20 protein-coding genes, 1 tRNA gene and 1 pseudogene are annotated in these 18,309 nt (G+C 61.3%); 13 read left to right on the top strand and 9 right to left on the bottom strand.

Annotated elements, in window-relative coordinates; genetic code table 11:
* Nucleotides 1-70 precede the first annotated feature (70 nt).
* From BHD06_RS02910 to BHD06_RS02895, 4 genes are all read left to right on the top strand, one after another.
* A complete protein-coding gene (locus tag BHD06_RS02910; RefSeq protein WP_080455448.1) occupies nt 71-1,357 on the top strand; it encodes a homoserine dehydrogenase in 1,287 nt (428 codons plus the stop codon).
* Nucleotides 1,358-1,437: 80 nt separating this feature from the next.
* A complete protein-coding gene (gene glpX, locus BHD06_RS02905) occupies nt 1,438-2,403 on the top strand; it encodes a class II fructose-bisphosphatase (RefSeq protein WP_080455447.1) in 966 nt (321 codons plus the stop codon).
* A gap of 90 nt (nt 2,404-2,493) precedes the next feature.
* Nucleotides 2,494-4,242: a single-stranded-DNA-specific exonuclease RecJ gene (gene recJ / locus BHD06_RS02900; protein ID WP_080455446.1), complete on the top strand. Its 1,749-nt coding sequence runs from the start codon at nt 2,494-2,496 to the stop codon at nt 4,240-4,242.
* 121 nt (nt 4,243-4,363) lie between these two features.
* A tRNA-Glu gene (locus BHD06_RS02895) sits at nt 4,364-4,438 on the top strand.
* Here BHD06_RS02895 and BHD06_RS02890 read toward each other — a convergent pair.
* Nucleotides 4,426-4,815, bottom strand: coding sequence for a hypothetical protein (locus BHD06_RS02890; RefSeq protein WP_176214264.1), 390 nt, complete (start codon nt 4,813-4,815; stop codon nt 4,426-4,428). The two genes, BHD06_RS02895 and BHD06_RS02890, sit on opposite strands and share 13 nt — an antisense overlap.
* A 99-nt stretch (nt 4,816-4,914) precedes the next feature.
* Here BHD06_RS02890 and BHD06_RS24700 point away from each other — a divergent pair, with 99 nt between their 5' ends.
* The 6 genes from BHD06_RS24700 (at nt 4,915) to BHD06_RS02870 (ending at nt 7,709) form a co-directional block, all read left to right on the top strand.
* A complete protein-coding gene (locus BHD06_RS24700; protein WP_376764837.1) occupies nt 4,915-5,010 on the top strand; it encodes a hypothetical protein in 96 nt (31 codons plus the stop codon).
* 521 nt (nt 5,011-5,531) lie between these two features.
* The gene (locus BHD06_RS02885; RefSeq protein ID WP_080455444.1) at nt 5,532-5,804 is read left to right on the top strand and encodes a hypothetical protein; all 273 of its coding nucleotides are present in this window, start codon (nt 5,532-5,534) and stop codon (nt 5,802-5,804) included.
* 97 nt (nt 5,805-5,901) lie between these two features.
* The gene (locus tag BHD06_RS02880) at nt 5,902-6,714 is read left to right on the top strand and encodes an ERF family protein (protein ID WP_080455443.1); all 813 of its coding nucleotides are present in this window, start codon (nt 5,902-5,904) and stop codon (nt 6,712-6,714) included.
* Nucleotides 6,707-7,330, top strand: a complete 624-nt coding sequence (locus BHD06_RS02875; protein ID WP_080455442.1) for a YqaJ viral recombinase family protein — start codon at nt 6,707-6,709, stop codon at nt 7,328-7,330. The genes BHD06_RS02880 and BHD06_RS02875 overlap by 8 nt, the downstream gene beginning before the upstream one ends.
* Nucleotides 7,330-7,503 carry a hypothetical protein gene (locus tag BHD06_RS23575; protein ID WP_176214262.1) on the top strand — a complete coding sequence of 58 codons (174 nt, stop codon included), beginning with the start codon at nt 7,330-7,332 and terminating at the stop codon, nt 7,501-7,503. Before BHD06_RS02875 ends, BHD06_RS23575 begins: the two co-directional genes overlap by 1 nt.
* Nucleotides 7,491-7,709, top strand: coding sequence for a hypothetical protein (locus BHD06_RS02870; RefSeq protein WP_080455441.1), 219 nt, complete (start codon nt 7,491-7,493; stop codon nt 7,707-7,709). Before BHD06_RS23575 ends, BHD06_RS02870 begins: the two co-directional genes overlap by 13 nt.
* A 104-nt stretch (nt 7,710-7,813) precedes the next feature.
* Here BHD06_RS02870 and BHD06_RS02865 read toward each other — a convergent pair.
* Nucleotides 7,814-8,176 (bottom strand): annotated as a pseudogene (locus BHD06_RS02865) (integrase core domain-containing protein); the annotation flags it as partial.
* 201 nt (nt 8,177-8,377) lie between these two features.
* Here BHD06_RS02865 and BHD06_RS02860 point away from each other — a divergent pair.
* The 3 genes from BHD06_RS02860 to BHD06_RS23570 all read left to right on the top strand — a co-directional run bounded on the left by BHD06_RS02860 (nt 8,378) and on the right by BHD06_RS23570 (nt 9,635).
* Nucleotides 8,378-8,680, top strand: coding sequence for an MvaI/BcnI family restriction endonuclease (locus tag BHD06_RS02860; RefSeq protein ID WP_176214261.1), 303 nt, complete (start codon nt 8,378-8,380; stop codon nt 8,678-8,680).
* Nucleotides 8,681-8,800: 120 nt separating this feature from the next.
* Nucleotides 8,801-9,493, top strand: coding sequence for a hypothetical protein (locus tag BHD06_RS02855; protein WP_080455439.1), 693 nt, complete (start codon nt 8,801-8,803; stop codon nt 9,491-9,493).
* A 1-nt stretch (nt 9,494) separates the two neighbouring features.
* Nucleotides 9,495-9,635, top strand: a complete 141-nt coding sequence (locus BHD06_RS23570) for a hypothetical protein (RefSeq protein ID WP_176214260.1) — start codon at nt 9,495-9,497, stop codon at nt 9,633-9,635.
* A 79-nt stretch (nt 9,636-9,714) separates the two neighbouring features.
* Here the strand turns inward: BHD06_RS23570 and BHD06_RS02850 are convergent, their stop codons facing one another.
* The 7 genes from BHD06_RS02850 to BHD06_RS02820 are packed head-to-tail and all read right to left on the bottom strand — an operon-like array spanning nt 9,715 to nt 18,306.
* Entirely contained in the window at nt 9,715-11,331 is a 1,617-nt protein-coding gene (locus BHD06_RS02850) for a GMC family oxidoreductase (RefSeq protein ID WP_080455438.1), read from the bottom strand.
* Complete coding sequence (locus tag BHD06_RS02845) at nt 11,328-12,734, bottom strand: FAD-binding oxidoreductase (protein WP_080455437.1); 1,407 nt, start codon at nt 12,732-12,734, stop codon at nt 11,328-11,330. The genes BHD06_RS02850 and BHD06_RS02845 overlap by 4 nt, the downstream gene beginning before the upstream one ends.
* Nucleotides 12,734-13,528, bottom strand: coding sequence for a shikimate dehydrogenase (locus tag BHD06_RS02840; RefSeq protein WP_080455436.1), 795 nt, complete (start codon nt 13,526-13,528; stop codon nt 12,734-12,736). Before BHD06_RS02840 ends, BHD06_RS02845 begins: the two co-directional genes overlap by 1 nt.
* A gap of 10 nt (nt 13,529-13,538) precedes the next feature.
* A complete protein-coding gene (locus tag BHD06_RS02835; RefSeq protein ID WP_080455435.1) occupies nt 13,539-14,978 on the bottom strand; it encodes an aldehyde dehydrogenase family protein in 1,440 nt (479 codons plus the stop codon).
* Between the two features lie 24 nt (nt 14,979-15,002).
* Entirely contained in the window at nt 15,003-15,812 is an 810-nt protein-coding gene (fabG, locus tag BHD06_RS02830; RefSeq protein ID WP_080455434.1) for a 3-oxoacyl-ACP reductase FabG, read from the bottom strand.
* Nucleotides 15,813-15,815: 3 nt separating this feature from the next.
* Nucleotides 15,816-16,520, bottom strand: coding sequence for an ABC transporter ATP-binding protein (locus BHD06_RS02825; RefSeq protein ID WP_080455433.1), 705 nt, complete (start codon nt 16,518-16,520; stop codon nt 15,816-15,818).
* Nucleotides 16,507-18,306 carry a branched-chain amino acid ABC transporter ATP-binding protein/permease gene (locus tag BHD06_RS02820; protein ID WP_080455432.1) on the bottom strand — a complete coding sequence of 600 codons (1,800 nt, stop codon included), beginning with the start codon at nt 18,304-18,306 and terminating at the stop codon, nt 16,507-16,509. The genes BHD06_RS02825 and BHD06_RS02820 overlap by 14 nt, the downstream gene beginning before the upstream one ends.
* Nucleotides 18,307-18,309: the final 3 nt, after the last annotated feature.

The following is an 18,309-nucleotide window of genomic DNA, read 5'->3' as shown; positions in this document are numbered from 1 at the left end:
GCGTTGCAAGGCCCATCCGAACCCGTTACATCGCGCCTGAACCACAGGACAACGAGGATCGGAGAGCCCCATGACCACCCCCCTGCGCCTTGGCATTGCCGGTCTCGGCACCGTCGGCACCGGCGTCGTCCGCATCGTCCGGCAAAAGGCCGAGACACTTGCCGCGCGCGCAGGCCGTCCGATCACGATCAGCGCCGTCTCAGCGCGCACCCGCGACAAGGATCGCGGCGTAAACCTATCGGATTACGCCTGGGAGGATGATCCGGTCGCATTGGCCAAGCGTGACGATGTGGACGTGTTCGTGGAACTGATGGGCGGCTCGGACGGGCCTGCCAAGGCCGCAACCGAGACCGCCATCGCGGCAGGCAAGGATGTGGTCACCGCCAACAAGGCGATGCTTGCCCATCACGGTCACGCCCTCGCACTCGCCGCCGAAGAGGCCGGCCGCGTGATCCGCTTCGAGGCGGCGGTCGCGGGCGGCATCCCGGTGATCAAGGCCCTGACCGAGGGGCTGGCGGGCAATGACATCACCCGCGTCATGGGCGTGATGAACGGCACCTGCAACTATATCCTGACGCGGATGCAGGCCACCGGACAGGGCTATAATGCACTCTTCGAGGAGGCCGACAAGCTAGGCTATCTCGAGGCCGATCCCAATCTCGACGTGGGCGGCATCGACGCGGGCCACAAGCTGGCGCTCTTGTCCTCGATCGCCTTTGGCTGCCAGGTCGATTTCGACGGCGTGGCCCTCGAAGGCATCCAGGACATCACCCTCGACGATATCCGCCACGCCGCCGACATGGGCTACCGGATCAAGCTGCTGGGAGTGGCGCAGATGACCGGGCGCGGGCTGGAACAGCGCATGTCGCCCTGTCTTGTCCCGGCAAAAAGCCCGCTCGGGCAGCTTGAGGGCGGCACCAACATGGTTGTGCTCGAAGGCGATCAGGTCGAACAGATCGTGCTGCGCGGCCCCGGCGCGGGCATGGGCCCGACGGCCAGTGCGGTGATGGGCGACGTGATGGATATCGCGCGCGGCTTGCGCCTGTCGACCTTCGGTCAGCCCGCCGCCACGCTCGAACCCTGCGCGCAAGCCAGCAGCGCCACACCGGCGCGCTATTACCTGCGCATGTCGCTTGACGACAAGCCCGGCGCGCTCGCCAAGGTGGCAACGCTTCTGGGCGAGGCGGGGATATCCATCGACCGGATGCGCCAGTACCGCCATGACGATACCACCGCCCCGGTACTGATCGTCACCCACAAGACCAATCGCGACTCGCTCGATACGGCACTGACCGGTATCCGGCGGCTCGATGTGCTGTCGGGCGATCCGGTGGCGCTGCGCATCGAAACCGTCTGAAACCCGCGCCCGGCCCGCCCTTGTGCGCGGGCGGCGCGGGCGCTAATGCTGCTTTGACCCATATTTGCAAGGACCATCCCATGACCTCTGACACCGCCTTCAATGATCGCACGCTCTCGCTCGGGTTGGCGCGCGTCGCCGAACAGGCAGCACTTGCCTGCGCCGATCTCATCGGACGCGGCGACGAGAAGGCCGCCGATCAGGCCGCCGTCAACGCGATGCGCGATCAGCTCAACATGCTCAGCATCAAGGGCGTGGTGGTGATCGGCGAAGGCGAGCGCGACGAGGCCCCGATGCTCTTCATCGGCGAAGAGGTCGGCACCGGCCAGGGCCCGGGCGTCGATATCGCGCTCGACCCGCTGGAGGGCACGACCCTGACCGCCAAGGCGATGCCCAATGCGCTGACCGTGATCGCGATGGCCCCGCGCGGCACACTGCTGCACGCACCCGACACCTATATGGACAAGCTGGCCATCGGGCCGGGATACCCAGAGAATGTCGTATCATTGGCGATGTCGCCGCGCGAACGGGTCGAGGCGCTGGCCAAGGCGCGTGGCTGCCGCCCCTCCGAGATCACCGTCTGCGTGCTCGAACGCCCGCGCCATCAGGAAATGATCGCGGAGTTGCGCGAAACCGGTGCCGCCGTCTATCTGATCACCGACGGTGATGTGGCGGGCGTGATCCATTGCGCGGAATCCGAGCGCACCGGCATCGACATGTATATGGGCACCGGCGGCGCGCCCGAGGGGGTGCTGGCGGCCTCGGCGCTCAAATGCATGGGCGGGCAGATGTGGGGGCGGTTGGTCTTCCGCAACGACGACGAGCGGGCGCGGGCGCAGAAGGCCGGGATCACCGATTTCGACCGGGTCTATTCCCGCGACGAGATGGTCACCTCGGACGTGATCTTTGCCGCCACCGGCGTCACCGACGGCTCGATCGTCAAGGGCGTGCAGCGCCGCCCCGGTTTCGTCGAGACCGAGACCGTGCTGATGCGCTCGCGCACCGGCTCGGTGCGGCGGATGATCTATCGCAGCAAGCGTGACTGATCGGGAGGCAAGCAGGGGGGCGCTGCCCCCGTCGCCGCAAGCGGCAACTCTCCCGGGATATTTGGCCAAGTATGATGGGGGCGCGCGGGCATGACGGCCTTTCTCGGTGTGGACAGCTCGCTCACCGGGCGGCGCTGGATCGGGCCGGGGGTGGAGGTCGACCGGCAGGCCGAGGCGATGGCACAGGACACCGGATTGCCCCGCCCGCTCTGCCAGACCCTTGCGCGGCTTGGCGTTGAGAGCGGTGCGGCCCAGACCTATCTGGCCCCGGTGCTGCGCGACCTGCTACCCGACCCGCGATCCCTGCGCGATATGAAACCCGCCGCTGCGCGGATGCTGCGGGCGGTGCAGGCGGGCGAGCGGATCGCGATCTTTGCCGATTACGATGTCGATGGCGGCACCTCTGCGGCGTTGCTGATCGACTGGCTGAAGCAGATGCGCGCGCCCTCGCCGACGCTCTATATCCCCGACCGGATCGACGAGGGCTATGGCCCCAATGAGCCCGCGATGCGCGACCTTGCAGCCCGGCATGACCTGATTGTCTGCGTCGATTGCGGCACGCTGAGCCATCAGGCCATCGCCGCCGCAGAGGCCGCAGACGTGATCGTGCTCGATCACCATCTGGGCGGCGAGACGCTGCCGCCTGCGCTGGCCGTCGTGAACCCCAACCGACAGGACGAAAGCGGCGATCTGGCGCATCTTTGTGCCGCCGCCGTAGTGTTCCTCATGCTGGTCGAGGCCGGACGGCAGTTACGCGACACCGGCGGTCAAGGCCCCGACCTGATGGCGATGCTCGATCTGGTGGCACTGGCGACGGTGGCGGATGTGGCCCCGCTCATCGGCGTGAACCGCGCCTTCGTGCGGCAGGGGCTGCGGATCATGGCGCGGCGGGAACGCCCCGGGCTGGTAGCACTGGCGGATGTGGCGCGGATGGAGGCCACGCCCAATGCCTATCATCTGGGATTTCTGTTGGGGCCACGCATCAACGCGGGCGGGCGCATCGGCAAGGCCGATCTCGGCGCGCGGCTGCTGGCCTGCCAGAACGCCACCGAGGCCCGCGCCATGGCCGAGCGGCTCGACCAGCTCAACACCGAGCGGCGCGAGGTCGAGGCGATGGTGCGCGACGCTGCCCTTGAACAGGCCGAGGCGCGCGGCTTTGACGCCCCGCTTGTCTGGGCCGCAGGTGAAGGCTGGCATCCCGGCGTCGTCGGCATCGTCGCAAGTCGGCTCAAAGAGACCGCCAATCGCCCCGCCATCGTGATCGGGCTGGAGGGGGAGGAAGGCAAGGGATCGGGCCGCTCGGTCAGCGGTGTCGATCTGGGGGCCGCCATTCAGCGGCTGGCCTCCGAGGGGCTGCTCCTCAAGGGCGGCGGGCACAAGATGGCGGCGGGCCTGACGGTGGCGCGCGACCAGTTGGAGGCGGCGATGGCACGGCTCTCGGATCTGCTCGCCCGTCAGGGTGCCGGTCAGGCCGGGCCGGCCGACCTGCGCCTCGACGGGTTGCTGATGCCGGGTGCGGCAACGATCGAACTGGTCGAGCAGATCGAGGCCGCAGGCCCGTTCGGGGCCGGTGCACCGGGGCCGCGCTATGTCTTTCCCGATTGCCAGATCGGCTATGCCAAACAACTGGGCGGCAACCACCTCAAGCTGCGCTTTGGTGACGGGCTGGGCGCGAGCCTCGAGGCCATCGCCTTCGGGGCGTTTGACGGGCCGTTGGGGCCCGCGTTGACGGGCCATGGCGGCGCACGGTTTCATCTTGCCGGGCGGCTCGACATCAACACATGGGGCGGGCGCAGGTCGGTGCAGCTGCGCCTCGAGGACGCCGCTGCGGCCCTGTGATCCGCCCTCCGACACGGCAGCAAACAGGCGATCACGATTTCTGCAAAACAGCGCTAAGTTTTTGTAGAATCCCTCTTGCGCGCCGGTCCGGATTTGCCTAGTTACGCCCCACAGCAGCGCTGGCCCGTTCGTCTATCGGTTAGGACGCCAGGTTTTCAACCTGGAAAGAGGGGTTCGATTCCCCTACGGGCTGCCACTATCCCTATTTTCCCTTGTTTTGCTGACACTTAGGCCAGAAACTGGACCACGATTTTCCAGACGTGGTCCACCTTGCGCGCCCGCAAGCCGCCGAGACGCCGCCGCTGCGGCTCCTCGGCGCTGGAACTTCTTCGTGTATACGGAAGCGGTTTTCGCTTCAGTCCAGCCGAATGCTGACATGAGTTCGTATTCCGTCGCGCCGTTCTCGGCCATGATTTCTGCAACGCCTTTCCGGATTCCGTGCTGGCTTCGATTTGCTTTGCCGTCCTTACCGACCAAACCGGCGGCGACGATCCACTTTCTGACTCGGTTGTCGAGACTGCCAGATGACGCAAACGGCTTGCCGTATTCCGTTGCGAGGTATGTCTCGCGCACCTCGTGGTTCGTGAGTTCTTCAGCGAGCATATTGCCAAAGCGGACCTGTCGGATCGCCAGCGTGACGTGCTGACCGGCCTGGTCGTCGAGCGGAAGAAGATGCGCGAGGTTGCCGAAGAGATCGGCGTGAGCCCGGGCATTGTAAGCCGTCATCTGGGGCGCGCAGTTGACCAGGTGGACGCTTCGGGATCGTGACTGCGCGGCCAATGTCCTGAGGACGCACCACAGGAGCCCCATATGACATTCCCAGACAAAATCTCGCCCTGGCCCTCACATCAATGGTGGTTCGAGCAAGTGGAAGGCGATGCATGCTTTGAGGGGCTTCGTCGCGCCGGTCTTTCCGCGCACGAGATCATTAGCATGCAGAACAAGTCGGTGATCGATAGGATGCGCGTTGTCTGGGCAGATCTCCTGGACCTCTCTACTCGCCAGGGCTGGTCTCTTGCGACCCTCCCCGACACCCCTCCCACGCGCCTCCCGACAGGCAAGGGGCATCGTTCCGCACTCCCCCTTGACCCACTGCTCCCAGGGCGAGGAGCGCACGCGCTACCCCTCCCCTCGACCCCTCCCTGGCGCCCTGCCGGGGGAAAAAAGAGTCATGCAAAGTCAACGTGTTGTGAGAAAAGTTTGCTGGCTCGTTTCAGAAAAAATTTCTTTGAAAGCATCTGGTTAAAACCGGCGCCGAGGCGCTCACACACACCAAAGGAGATACACACATGTTCGACTACAATTTCGCTCCCTTCGATAGCGGCTGCCGCTTCAACATCATCTCTGACAGCGGCGAGCGTTACGACGTTGTCGTTCTGCCCGAGCACTGCGTCGTAGCCAGGCCCGGAGAGCCGGCCGAGGTCCTGCTGCTCAGCGCTAAAGCTCAGGAGGAACCGATCCAGTTCCGACTGCTCACGGCCATCCACGCAATGCCGCCTCAGTTCATTTGCGCAGATTGCTTGCAGGAAGCCGTTCACTGGGCGCTCGATCAACTCGATTGATCCGCGTTCCAGAAAGTTCGCCCGGCCGTTTTGGCCGGGCAGATCTGGGGCGTGATTGCTCACTACCCGACACACATGCACTAACCGGAGAAAAACTATGAAACACTCCCCCAATACCCCTGAAACGTCCGGCGTGGCCCTTGCCGCAGCTGAACCGGAAGCGCCGGAAATGGTTTCCGCGCAGATCGACCCGATGGTCGCGACCATCGAGAAAGTCGCGCTCGACCCGAACGCCGATATCGGCAAGCTCGAGAAGATGCTCGACATGAAAGAGCGCATTGATGACCGTGCGCGCCAAGACCGTGAGCGGGAAGCGGAGCGCGAGTTCTATCGGGCTCTTAACGCTGCCCAGACGTCCATTCCGCTCGTTGCCCGGACACGTAAAAATACTTTCTCTGGCTACACTTACGCAGACCTTGCCGACATCGAGACACAAGCGATGCCGATCATCCGCGACCACGGCTTTGCCGTCGCCGCATGGTCCGGTGCAGGGGCACCGGATGGCTATCAGCGCGTCCATCTCCGCGTGTCTCACGTCGGCGGGCATAGTCACGAAATCTGCGATGATTTCCCGCTCGACAGTTCCGGTACCGGCGGTAAGACGAACAAGACGCCAGTGCAGGCTAAAGGCAGCACAACCAGCTACGGCCGTCGCTACCTCTTGTGCGGCTATTTCGGCATCGCCACCGCTGATGATGACGGATCTCGGCGCGAGGCGTCCAGGCCCGAGACGATCAGCGCGAAGGATGCCTGTTCGTTGCGCGACCTGATCACCAAGAGCGGCACAGATGAGTCCAAGTTCCTAAAGGCCGCCAAGGCACAGACGATCGAGGACATCGCCGCCTCGGATGTCACACGGCTGAAGTCGCTCCTGGAGCGCAAGCTGAAGGAGGGCGCGGACAATGTCTGACCGTGAGATTTTCAGCGAACTGGAACAGGGTTCCGCAGAATGGCTCGCCGCACGGGCGGGCCTCATCACCGCATCGAATGCCGGGCTCCTCCTGGTTAATGGCAAGAGGCCAGACGGACTCGGGGCCGGTGCCCTGACATATGGTTACGAGATCGCCGGCGAGATCCTGACGGGCCGTCCCGCACCTTCATTCTCGAACGAGCATACAGAGCGCGGATACGCCCGGGAGGTCGATCTCCGGAATGAATATGAACTGCTGACCGGGAACGAGGTCGAACAAGTTGGGTTCGTTCGCCGTGGCCGCGCTGGATATAGTCCCGACGGCCTCGTCGATGGCGGCCGGCGCGTCATCGAAATCAAAGATCGGCTTCCCAAGATCGCACTGCAAGTGATGACTGGCGGTGACTTGTCGAAAGATGAGGTGGCCCAGGCGCAGTTCGGCATGTGGATGATGGGTGCCGAGTCGTGCGACTTCATCGTCGGGTCTCAGGGCTTGCCCACTATGATCCGGACCTTGGAGCCGGATACCGAGATGCATGCTCTCTTCGAGAAGCGTGTGGCGGCCCTGGTCGAGTTCATCGACGGCATCGTCTCCAAGGTGAAGGAGGCCGCGTGATGACATTCAAGCCGATAACCTTCCACTTCGTCCAGCCCGGCCACGTCGTAGAGCATCGTCCCAGCGGGACGGTGCACCGCGTCGAGCACAGTAATCCATACATCGACCGTTTTGCGGGCCTGATGCTCATCGCCAGGCCGCCGACCAAGGAGGTGCTGCCATGCGTCGAGTGACCTCGATACCGCGACTGACTGAAGACCAGGCGCAAGACCTCGCCGCCGCCGACCAAGCGGCGGAGGAGGCTCACCGGCGGTGGCTGGACGCGCTGGACGCGGCTGAGGTCGCCGAGATCAACCTGGTCGCGGCGATGGCGGCATACGATCTCAAGCGCGTTCAGTATCGGGTTGGCAAGTCCTCGAACCCTGGGAATGCCAGGTGAAGGATCGGGATGGGCTCAAGACTCGCTTGGTCGACTTCCTGACTGAAATAAACCGTTGCAAAACTTGAATCGTCCCGGTTTCACCGGAGACCTATAGCTTCATTTCACGCGACCATATCGAGCACGTCACGCTGTGCATAGAAGTTCTCTTCGGCCTCGACTGGTGGGATATTCCCGATGGGGCCAAGCAGGCGGCGGTTGTTGAACCAATCGACCCAGCCGAGAGTGGCCATTTCCAGCTCCTGCATGTTGCGCCATGGACCCTGGCGATGGACCAGTTCGGTTTTGTAGAGACCGTTTATAATTTCAGCGAGGGCATTGTCGTAGGAATCCCCGACGCTGCCGACCGATGGTTCAATGCCTGCTTCGGCCAAACGCTCGGTATAGCGAATAGATAAATATTGTCCGCCGCGATCCGAGTGATGAACCAATCCGCTTTTCTGGACGGGCCGTCGATCGTGCAAGAGCCTCGACACTTGCGAGGCATCAAAGGATGTCAATGTGCATTCAAAACTGACCCGGTTTGATCATTTGAAAATGACCCGCCCCTGCGGAGGCGCGCCACACGCCCGAACGACCGTCTGCATGAGGATCGAGGGCTACAATGCCGCGAAGGGCACAATCGACGACATGGGGGAAAGATCCTCCTGGTCGATCCGAATGACGCTGTGGCCGCAGGCTGGGATTTTGCCAACCTGCTGAACCACTGGAATCGGAAACACGCGAAGGCAGCGTATGTCCCGTCAGAGTCGACCGGCAAGCCGAAGCAGTATCGGTTCGGAGATCGCGTCAAGCTCGGCACCGGAACGGATTTCTTCAAGTTCATGCGCCTCGCGCATTCAGGGCAGGTCTACCTCGATCCGGCAGTGAAGATCGAAGGCGGAAAGCAGAAGAAGCGCAACCAGTTCCGTGTAAATCACAGCGACCTCCCTAACCTATACGACGACTTCCAGTCTGTTTCTTTGATTTAATTTCCGGGCCTAAGGAGAAATTTCGTCTCCGGACTGGAATTCGTTTTTGGATTCCGGCGTCGTTCCCAATTCCTCGGTATCGGTTGACGCAACAGCCGGTGAACAGGAAAGGGAAAGACAATGAAACAGGCATCTTACGAAGACGAATCCAGCTACGGCGTGTGCCCCGTCCTCGAGGATATCGACCTCGACGCGATGACGGACGAGAAGCTCCAGGAAGAGCTGTCGAACTGGCTGCAGCAGACCGGCGGCGACTGTCCCCTCGAGTATGTGGTCGAGGACAACGTCCGCCTCGTCGAGCGCCACATCGAGCTGCGCGGCATGGCTGACGACGCACTCTCGGAGGGCATCGCGGCTGCGGATGATGCGCTTGAGCGCTGGACTCCGAGGCTGGACGGAGAATACGGCTGGCTCGCGCGGCGCATCATTCGCACCTACGAAGGTGACGCGAAGGATTTCCGTCGGGAGCAGGCGCGGCGCGCGGGACCCGAGGAGCAAGAGGCAGCCGATCAGGCTGAGTGCGACGAACCGGTGCCTGGAGCTGCGATTGATAAAGCCGAAATCGAGCGCGAACTCGAGGCCATCGGTCGCCGCCTTGAGGAGTTTTCCGAGTGGGAAGAGCGCTTCTTCGAACGCTGGCAGAACGAGGATTTCGAGATCCCGGCTGACTGTCCGGCTTTGCCGGAACTCGAGCGCAGGTGCGCCAATGCCAGCCGCCTGACTCGCCGTTGTCACTCCCTGCACGCTCTCGCACAACCAACCCGCCTTCTTCGCCGCGCCGACCCCGTGCGGAGCCTTACGAAGGAGAAGTGACATGAACACAGGCGAATTTATCGACGCCATTTTCGACGACGTTTCGGCGGACTACGAAGACGCTCGCGAGACTGAGGTTCGGGCCCTTCCCGGCGCCAACTTCGCGAGCGTCTACGGCTTCGGTAGGCGCGGCAGGAGATGACCTCGCAGGCGGCGCGCGTTGGCTGGTTCGGTCCATTACAGCCGAGAACTTGAGACATGGTTTTCCCTTGAGCGGTCCTTCAGAACTTGTCTGTTTCGAGAATGAGATCGGCTCCACGGTCTGCCAGCATCATGACCGCCGCCTGCGTGTTGCCTGACACCATATCGGGCATAACCGACGCATCCACAACGCGCAGGCCGCTGACTCCGCGCACCCGCAAATCGGGGCTCACGACGGATTGCCCTTCGGGGCCCATCCGGCAGGTGCCGAGCGTGTGGTAAATCGTCTGGCCGTTATGGCGTGCGAAATCCAGCCAATCGGCATCGCTGCGGCACTCGGAGCCGGGTGCGATCTCATGCGTCCTGTAGCGATCCATCGGCCCTTGTTCGATGATCCGGCGCCCGATCTTCATACCCTCGACCATAGCCCGCTGATCTTCGGAACTATCAAGGAAGTTCGGGCGAATGGCGGGTTGTTTCATGGGGTCGGCCGAAGTGATGTGGATGCTGCCCCGTGATTCAGGGCGCAGCTGTGTCACCCCCAAGGTCATGCCCGGTTCACGGTCCAGTTTTCGTTCTGCGGCATTTGCGTAGCTTGCGTGCATAAAAAAATACTGAACGTCTGGCCCTTCCAATCCGTCACGCGTGCGCACGAAGCCATGTGTCAGACCAGTTCCAAACGTCAGGACGCCGGTACGATTGATGGCGTATTTCAACACTTCACCAACAAGGTGCAAGCCGCGCGTTTGCTCGTTGAGAGTTCCAGGCCGAGAGACCCGCCAGCTCATTCGCGTGCAGAAGTGGTCAATATAGTTCTCGCCCACATTCGGATTGGCCACCCGCACCGGGACTCCCGCCTCGTTGAGGATATCTGGATCGCCTATACCGGCGAGTTCCAGAAGTTGCGGAGATTGTATCGCCCCGGCACAAAGGATGACTTCGCGTCCGGCGGATAGGTTGCGTTCGTGACCCTGTTGCGTGAACGTGACGCCCGTTGCCCTGTGGCCGTCAAAGTCCAGCCCCATCACCATGGCGCCGGTAAAAACTGTCAGGTTGGACCGGCTCCGCGCCGGCTTAAGCCAAGCATCTGCCGCACTGATGCGCCTACCGTTCCGCTGGTTCACCTGATAATATCCGAACCCGTCTTGTGAGGCGCCGTTATAGTCGGGATTGCGCCGGTAACCGGCAGCGACGGCGGCGTCAATAAAGGCTTCGCCGATGCCGGGACGTTCGCGCACCTCGCACAGAGCAAGCGGTCCCTGCTTACCGCGCAGGCCGTCCGGGTCCGGCCCGTCATAGGCTTCAATTCTCCGAAAGGCCGGCGCGACATCGGCCCAGCCCCAACCGGTGGCCCCAAGCTGTGCCCAGCGATCGTAGTCTTGCGGCTGCCCGCGCACATAGATCATTCCGTTGATCAGCGTCGAACCACCAAGCCCCTTGCCGCGAGGCACTGCGATTTCCCGCATATGTGTGGCTTTTTCCGGCTCTGTGTGAAACCCCCAGTTGTAATTCGGGTTGGTCAGGAGCTTGTAGAACCCGGCCGGGATCTTCGTCCATGGACTCTCTGCCTCGCCCCCGGCTTCGAGCAGGGCAACTGTGTACCGCCCGCCCTCGCTCAGACGGTTGGCCAGAATACAACCAGCCGTGCCCCCGCCGACAATGACATAGTCAAATACCTGCGCCTCTTGTTCACTCATGTAGCTTTGTGCTCCTTGATGGGCAGACCCTTGCCGGGGTTCAGGATGCCATGCGGATCAAGGGCCATCTTGATGCGTCTCAGAAGCATCTGTTCCGCCCTTGAGGTCAGACGTTCCCATTCCGCCACCCGATATTGCCCCAGGCCGTGCTCAGCCGAAATTGACCCGCCATGCGCATGAACCAGATCATGGACAAAGCGCATTACCCCCGTACTCCCCGCCTCCTCGGGCAACAGGACATTAACGTGCAGGTTGCCGTCGCCCAGATGGCCGAAGACATTCGAGGACGCTTCGGCCTCGACGTCTGGCAAACGCGTGCGGAAGGTCTCCAGAAAGGCTGGAAAGGCAACGATAGGAAGCGAGACATCATGTTTAACGCTGTGGCCCGATTTAGCCTCGGCCTCAGTGATATGTTCGCGTAGCGTCCAAAGGTGTTCGGCCTGTGCCCCAGAGGATGCCACAACGCCATCGGCCGCCCAGCCCTGCTCAAATACGTCTTCCAGCATGGCCTCGACGGTCTCCGTGAGACCGGCCAAAGTACTACCTGCTTCGATCAGTAAGTACCACGCCCCAGCCTGCACAGGCAGAGTCAGGTCAAAATGAGATTCGACTCGCTCCAATGCCGCAGCTTCCATTAGTTCAAAAGCCGTCAAGGCATCGCCCAGGACTGTCTGCGCACGGCCGAAAACGCTCAGTGCGGTCTGCACATTAGGTACGGAGACCAGGGAAACAGATCTGTGTAAGGGTCGTGACACCAATCGCAATGTTGCTGCGGTTACAATGCCAAGCACCCCTTCGGACCCGATGAAAAGCTGTTTCCAGTAACGCGCGGCGTTGTCTTTTCTAAGGGGGCGCAGGGCGTCGATCACGGTGCCATCCGCCAAAACGACTTCAAGCCCCAGCACCAGATCGCGGGTCATGCCATAACGTAAGACATTCACCCCACCGGCATTGGTGGCGATGATCCCGCCAATGGAGGCGCTTCCTTCGGCGGCAAGGCTGACAGGGAAAAGACGGTCTTCCGCTGCGGCGGCGTCGCGTACGGATTGCAAGATTGCCCCGGCTTCGACCTCGATGCAAAGGCCGACAGGGTCGACCAAGCGTATATTGTTCATGCCGGCGAGGCTCAAAACCACTTGCGGCATATCCCCCTGAGGAGTGGCCCCGCCGGCCAGACCAGTATTGCCCCCTTGCGGCACAATGGCGACATTGGCCTCGGCACAGAGCCGCACCAGCCTCGAGACCTCTTGTGTCGACCCCGGGCGCAAGACGGCAAGCGCTTGTCCGGTGAACATATGCCGCCAGTCTGTCAAGTGGCCGGCCATCATATCAGGGTCGGTGACGACAGCCGCGTCGGAGGTTGCAGCGCGCAAGCGCTCCAGAAAATCGCCTCCAGCTTCCATCACAGCGCCCCCATGTGCTGTGCCATCAAGCGGATCTGGTTTTGCAGCATGGGAAGGCCTGTATGGATACGGCATCCCGCAGCCTTCGCTGCCTTGAGAAGCGGCGTCATTTCGGGGTCCATGATCGCTTCGGCGACGACCTGGCCGGTATGGAGTTGGCTTGTGTCCAGTGGCATCGCGTCGTCCGGCTTCATCCCCAAGGAAGTCGCGTTCATGATCAGATCCTGTTCAGCCAAATCCAGTGGGTCTGTGGAAAGGGTAAGATTGGGATAGGTTTGCGCGATACGGGTACAAAGCGCCTCGGCCTTCGACCGGGTCCGGTTCGTCACAGTAAGGGATTTGACTCCTGCCCCGGCCAGCGCGAACGCTACGGCAGAGGCTGCCCCCCCTGCCCCGGCGACATAGGAGCGCATTCCTTCGGGCGCGATCCCTGCACCACGCAACCCTTCGACAAAACCGATCCCATCCAGCATGGCGCCGACCATCCGACCATCCGCCTCGCGCCGAACGCAATTAACAGCGCCCACCTGGGCCGCCTCCTCAGTGACAGTATCGCAAAGGTTCAACATCGTGGTTTTATGGGGCACCGTGGCGATGAAGCCACCGAAGTTTTCCGCCGCCCGCAAGCCATCCATCAAGCGCGCTACCCCTTCGGGTCGCGCATGAAAGGGCACCAATATGGCATCAATGCCTTCGTCCCGCGCCAGGGCGTGGAACACCTGTGGCGTTTTAACGTGATGAATGGGATCGGCAAGAATACCGTAAACCCGAGTATGTCCGGTGATCGTAGTCATGGTCTTAAACTCAATGCGCTATGTAGCCGGTCTTAACCGTGGTGTAGAATTCGCGCGCGTAAGCGCCCTGTTCTCTGGGTCCGTAGCTGGAACCTTTCCGCCCTCCGAAGGGAACATGGTAATCGACACCTGCCGTAGGCAGGTTGACCATAACCATCCCAGCCTCTGCATTGCGGCGGAAGTCGGCGGCATGTTTCAAGCTTGTCGTCGCGATGCCCGCAGACAGGCCGAAATCGGTATCATTGGTCACCGCCAGCGCCTCGTCGTAATCGCGAACGCGGATCACCGACGCAATGGGGCCGAATATTTCTTCGCGTGCGATCGCCATGTCGTTTTGCACTTCGGTAAACAGCGCTGGAGCAAAGTAATATCCTGGAGTGTTCGCTCTTGGCTGACCGCCTCCAGCCAAAAGATGCGCGCCGTCGGATTGGCCACGCTCCAGATATTCAAGGTCGGTGTCCAGTTGCGACTGATCAACGACAGGGCCAATCTGTGTTGCCTCGTCCAAGGCGTTACCGACCCGCAGCGCAGTCATCCGTTGGCACAAGGTCTCGACAAAACGGTCATGGATTCCTTCTGTTACGATGAGGCGCGATGATGCGGTACAACGCTGACCTGTCGAGTAAAACGCCCCATTCAATGAGGCCTCTACCGCCACGTCAAGATCGGCATCATCGAGAACCACGAATGGGTTTTTTCCACCCATTTCCATCTGGATTTTCTTCATCGGCTGCGAGGCGACGCATCCCGCAGCAATCCGGCGGCCGGTGCCGACCGATCCAGTGAAGGACACCGCGTCGATGCCCGGATGGTTCACCATCCGCTCCCCCACGACCGATCCGCGCCCCATCACAAGGTTCAATACGCCCTCCGGCAGCCCGGCCCGCACAAGGATTTCGGTTAGCATCCAGGCGCTATGCGGCACAAGATCGGCGGGTTTGAAAACAATGCAGTTTCCCCATGCGAGGGCCGGTGCGATTTTCCATGCTGGAATGGCAATAGGAAAGTTCCACGGCGTGATCAGCCCGACCACGCCCAGCCCTTCACGGGTGACCTCGACCCCGACGCCGGGGCGCACTGATTGTACGCTTTCGCCCCCCGTACGGAGGCATTCACCGGCGAAAAAGCCGAGCACCTGACCGGCACGAGTGACTTCACCGATTCCTTCGGCCAGCGTCTTGCCCTCCTCCCGCGACAGGATACGCCCCAGTTCATCGGCCCTTGCGATCACCTCATCGGATGCGCGTTTCAAAATGTCATGCCGTAGTTGCGGCGTGCTTCGCGACCATGAGGCAAACGCTGTGCGGGCCGCCTCGACCGCCCGATCCACATCCTCAGCAGAACCGCGTGCAAACTCTGCAATCACGTCATTGGTATCTGAAGGATTTATATTTGGTGCGACGTCGTTTCCATCGGACCAGCTACCAGCGATAAAATTCTTGTAAACCATGTCCTTGTCTCCAGTTTCGCGCTGTCAGGTCATTGCCAAGCCGCCAGCGACATCAATCGTCTGGCCGGTCACGAACCCGGATTCCGGGGATGTCAGCCATAGCGCCACATCAGCCACTTCATAGGGCTGTCCAAGCCGAGACATTGGGGTTAGGCGCACCTGTTCCTCGTTCACCTCAGGCATAACCCCCCTGACCATCGGCGTTTCGATACGACCCGGCGCCATGGCGTTGACCCGAATACCGTGCGGCCCGAGCTCACCAGCGAGATGTTTGGTAAAGCCAATTATTGCCGATTTGGTCGCCGCATAATGGCACGCGACAATCGGGAAATAGGTTTTTCCCGCCACCGAGGAGGTATTGACGATCCAACCGCGCCCGGCTTCGTACATGGCAGGGGTCAATGCCCGGATGGTGTTGAAAGTGCCAGTCAGATTGACATCGACAACCCGGCCCCATTCAGCCGGGTCCATTTCCCAAACCTTGTGTGCGATTCCGTCATGCTTGGGCGATATTCCTGCATTATTGATGACCGTATCGAACGCCCCCCCCATCGCATCGGCGGCCGTGGCCAGCGCATTTTCAAGCGCGGCGTAGTCGGCAACGTCCACTCTCATCGGGATGGCTTTGCCACGCCCTGTGGCCGTGATGGCATCAACGGTTTCGGCAATCGCCGCATCATCCAGGTCTGCTACGCCCACGGTTGCCCCGCGCAGAGCGAAGCTCTCGGCAATGGCGCGACCAATCCCTTTGGCCGCTCCGGTTACCAGGACCCTGCGCCCTGCATGGCTGTCCCGCCGGATGAATTCGAGTTGGTTTTGCTCACGTACTACCATGGATCATATTCCCAAATAGGCGCGGCGAACGTGGTCGTTCGAAAGCAGAGCCTCCGCCGTGTCCGACAGCGCAATTTCTCCGTTCTCCAGGACATATCCCCGGTCCGCGGATTGGAGTGTGGTGAAGACGTTCTGCTCGACGATCAGAACCGTCGCCCCGCTTGCCGCGACCTTCTTGACCACCTCGAACACCTGTTCGACGATTATCGGCGCAAGCCCGAGCGAAGGTTCATCGAACATTAAGAGCCTCGGTTTAGCCATCATGCCACGCGCGATGGCGACCATCTGTTGTTCCCCCCCGGAAAGTGACGATGCCATCTGATCCATCCGCTCGCTGACCCGTGGAAACAGGTCGAGCACGTAGTCCAGAGTCTCGTTCTGCACACTGCGCGCTCCACTGCGGAATGCCCCCAGCATCAAGTTATCCCGTACAGTCATATCTGGAAAAAGTTGCCTGCCTTCGGGGATCATGGTGATACCAAGATCCACCACGTCATGCGCCGCAAGCTTGGTGATGTCGCGGCCCTCAAAGTATATGTGCCCCGAGGTCGGCCTGATTTGTCCGGCAATGGCACGAAGCGTCGTCGTCTTGCCAGCGCCGTTTGCACCAACAATTGTCACGACCTCACCGGCTTGGACATCCAGCGATACATCGTGAAGGATTGTCGTTGCGCCATAGCCTGCGTGAATATTTTCAAGAGTTAGCATCAGCAAACCCCTTTCCGAGATAAGCTTCAATAACATGTGGATCGCGCACAACCTCTTGCGGGTCGCCTTCGGCGACGATCTCACCTGAGTTGAGAACGATCACGCGATCCGACAGCGACATGACCGCCTGCATGACGTGTTCAATGGCGATGATGCTTACGCCGGTATCGCGGATCGACAACATGAGGTCGATAGCACGGCGCACATCGGTCTGGTTGATCCCTGCCATCACCTCGTCCAGCAGCAGGATACGCGGCTGCATCGCCATAACGCGGGCTACCTCCAAGCGTTTGAGGCCACCGATGGTCAACCCGTTCGCTTCGGCATTAAGCCATGGACCAAGGCCCATACGGTGGGCGGTTTCGCGGGCTGCCTCGCGGGCATCGTTCACATCGGGGTGGCGATGGAAGGCGCCAACCATGATGTTTTCCTCGACGGTCATGGCTGCGAAGGGCTGAACGATCTGGAAGGTACGGCCCACGCCGATCGAAGCAAAATCTGCCGGGCTAATCGGTGCGCTAAAGTTACCGGCACTGTCCGACACTGTCACTTTACCACTATCAGGCTGCAAGAAGCCGGATAGCATATTAAAGAGTGTCGTCTTACCCGCTCCGTTGGGGCCGATCATTCCAAGGATTTCGCCTTCACGCAGACTGAAGCTGACATCCTTGGTCACATGAAGACCGCCGAAATGCTTGTCGAGGTTTTCCGCCCGGAGTATCTCAGGGCCCGCCTCGTGCTCGGCCTCGGCGCGAGGCACGGCAGCCACCGGAGCCGCCTGTGTTTGGCGGGGTTCTTCCTCCTCTTCGCTTTTTTGCAGATAGCGGTGAAGTACGCCCATGATACCATTGGGCATGAACAGGACGGCCAGCACGAGCAACACACCATAGACGAACCCATGCAAACCAAGAGCTTCGGCTCCCAGCCAGCCTCGGGCCAGTTCGGTGAGTGGCACCAGAAGCAAGGCCCCCAGAAGAGGGCCATAGACCGTGCCGATACCCCCAATCAATGCAAACATGGCGATCTGGATCGAGAACGAAAGCGAGAACATCGCTGAGGGTTCGATAAAGGTCAGATACATCGCGTGGAACGTGCCGACCATAGAGGCCAGTGCCGCCGAAATTGCTACTGCGATCAGACGCACCTGCACAGTCCGCACACCTGCGGCTTTGGCAGCGGACTCGCGCTCGCGTGTTGCCACGAGATAATACCCCAGCTTGCCACTACGTATCCATTGCGCCACGGCCAGACAGAACAGCAGCATGCCAAAGGCAATGATCAGCGACGGCAGGCGTTCGCGGAAAACCATCCATTGCCACCCCATTTTAATCGGGATCATTAGGCCGGTGGCACCGCCTGTCAGGTCACGGAAGTGAAGTGCAAGTACGCGGAACACTTCCAGAAACGCGATAGTGGCCAGTGCAAAGAAAGGACCGTGCAAGCGGAAGCAGGGATAGCTGATCACAACCGCCGCCAGCGCCGCGAAGGCCGCCCCAACGAACATGCCCAGCCAAGGGCTGATGCCCAGGTTCATCAGAATTACACCGGCATAGGCACCGATCCCGTAGAAGATTGCATGCCCCAGCGAGAGTTGCCCGGCAAACCCGCCGACGATATTCCACGCAGTAGACAGAGCGGCAAAGATGCAGATCGTGACAAAGACGTGATAGACGAATGCATCTCCGATCACGACAGGGGTGATAAACAGTGCCGCCAGGGTAGCAAGTAACGCGGGCGCCGCCCAAGAGGCTATACGGGACGAGCCAAGGGATAAAATTTGTTTCATGGC

Source organism: Roseovarius sp. A-2 (genome assembly GCF_002072155.1).
Taxonomy (GTDB): domain Bacteria; phylum Pseudomonadota; class Alphaproteobacteria; order Rhodobacterales; family Rhodobacteraceae; genus Roseovarius.
Note: the sequence above shows the minus strand (reverse complement) of the source record. Positions and strands in the feature narration are given on the sequence as shown.

Coding starts and splice junctions, on each gene's coding strand:
- BHD06_RS02880 (WP_080455443.1), top strand. CDS start 5,902: ATGAAACACTCCCCCAATACCCCTGAAACGTCCGGCGTGGCCCTTGCC.
- BHD06_RS02835 (WP_080455435.1), bottom strand. CDS start 14,978: ATGGTTTACAAGAATTTTATCGCTGGTAGCTGGTCCGATGGAAACGAC.
- BHD06_RS02910 (WP_080455448.1), top strand. CDS start 71: ATGACCACCCCCCTGCGCCTTGGCATTGCCGGTCTCGGCACCGTCGGC.
- BHD06_RS02855 (WP_080455439.1), top strand. CDS start 8,801: ATGAAACAGGCATCTTACGAAGACGAATCCAGCTACGGCGTGTGCCCC.
- BHD06_RS23575 (WP_176214262.1), top strand. CDS start 7,330: ATGACATTCAAGCCGATAACCTTCCACTTCGTCCAGCCCGGCCACGTC.
- BHD06_RS02825 (WP_080455433.1), bottom strand. CDS start 16,520: ATGCTAACTCTTGAAAATATTCACGCAGGCTATGGCGCAACGACAATC.
- recJ (WP_080455446.1), top strand. CDS start 2,494: ATGACGGCCTTTCTCGGTGTGGACAGCTCGCTCACCGGGCGGCGCTGG.
- BHD06_RS24700 (WP_376764837.1), top strand. CDS start 4,915: ATGCGCGAGGTTGCCGAAGAGATCGGCGTGAGCCCGGGCATTGTAAGC.
- fabG (WP_080455434.1), bottom strand. CDS start 15,812: ATGGTAGTACGTGAGCAAAACCAACTCGAATTCATCCGGCGGGACAGC.
- BHD06_RS02820 (WP_080455432.1), bottom strand. CDS start 18,306: ATGAAACAAATTTTATCCCTTGGCTCGTCCCGTATAGCCTCTTGGGCG.
- BHD06_RS02885 (WP_080455444.1), top strand. CDS start 5,532: ATGTTCGACTACAATTTCGCTCCCTTCGATAGCGGCTGCCGCTTCAAC.
- BHD06_RS02840 (WP_080455436.1), bottom strand. CDS start 13,528: ATGACTACGATCACCGGACATACTCGGGTTTACGGTATTCTTGCCGAT.
- BHD06_RS02875 (WP_080455442.1), top strand. CDS start 6,707: ATGTCTGACCGTGAGATTTTCAGCGAACTGGAACAGGGTTCCGCAGAA.
- BHD06_RS23570 (WP_176214260.1), top strand. CDS start 9,495: ATGAACACAGGCGAATTTATCGACGCCATTTTCGACGACGTTTCGGCG.
- BHD06_RS02845 (WP_080455437.1), bottom strand. CDS start 12,734: ATGGAAGCTGGAGGCGATTTTCTGGAGCGCTTGCGCGCTGCAACCTCC.
- BHD06_RS02870 (WP_080455441.1), top strand. CDS start 7,491: ATGCGTCGAGTGACCTCGATACCGCGACTGACTGAAGACCAGGCGCAA.
- glpX (WP_080455447.1), top strand. CDS start 1,438: ATGACCTCTGACACCGCCTTCAATGATCGCACGCTCTCGCTCGGGTTG.
- BHD06_RS02850 (WP_080455438.1), bottom strand. CDS start 11,331: ATGAGTGAACAAGAGGCGCAGGTATTTGACTATGTCATTGTCGGCGGG.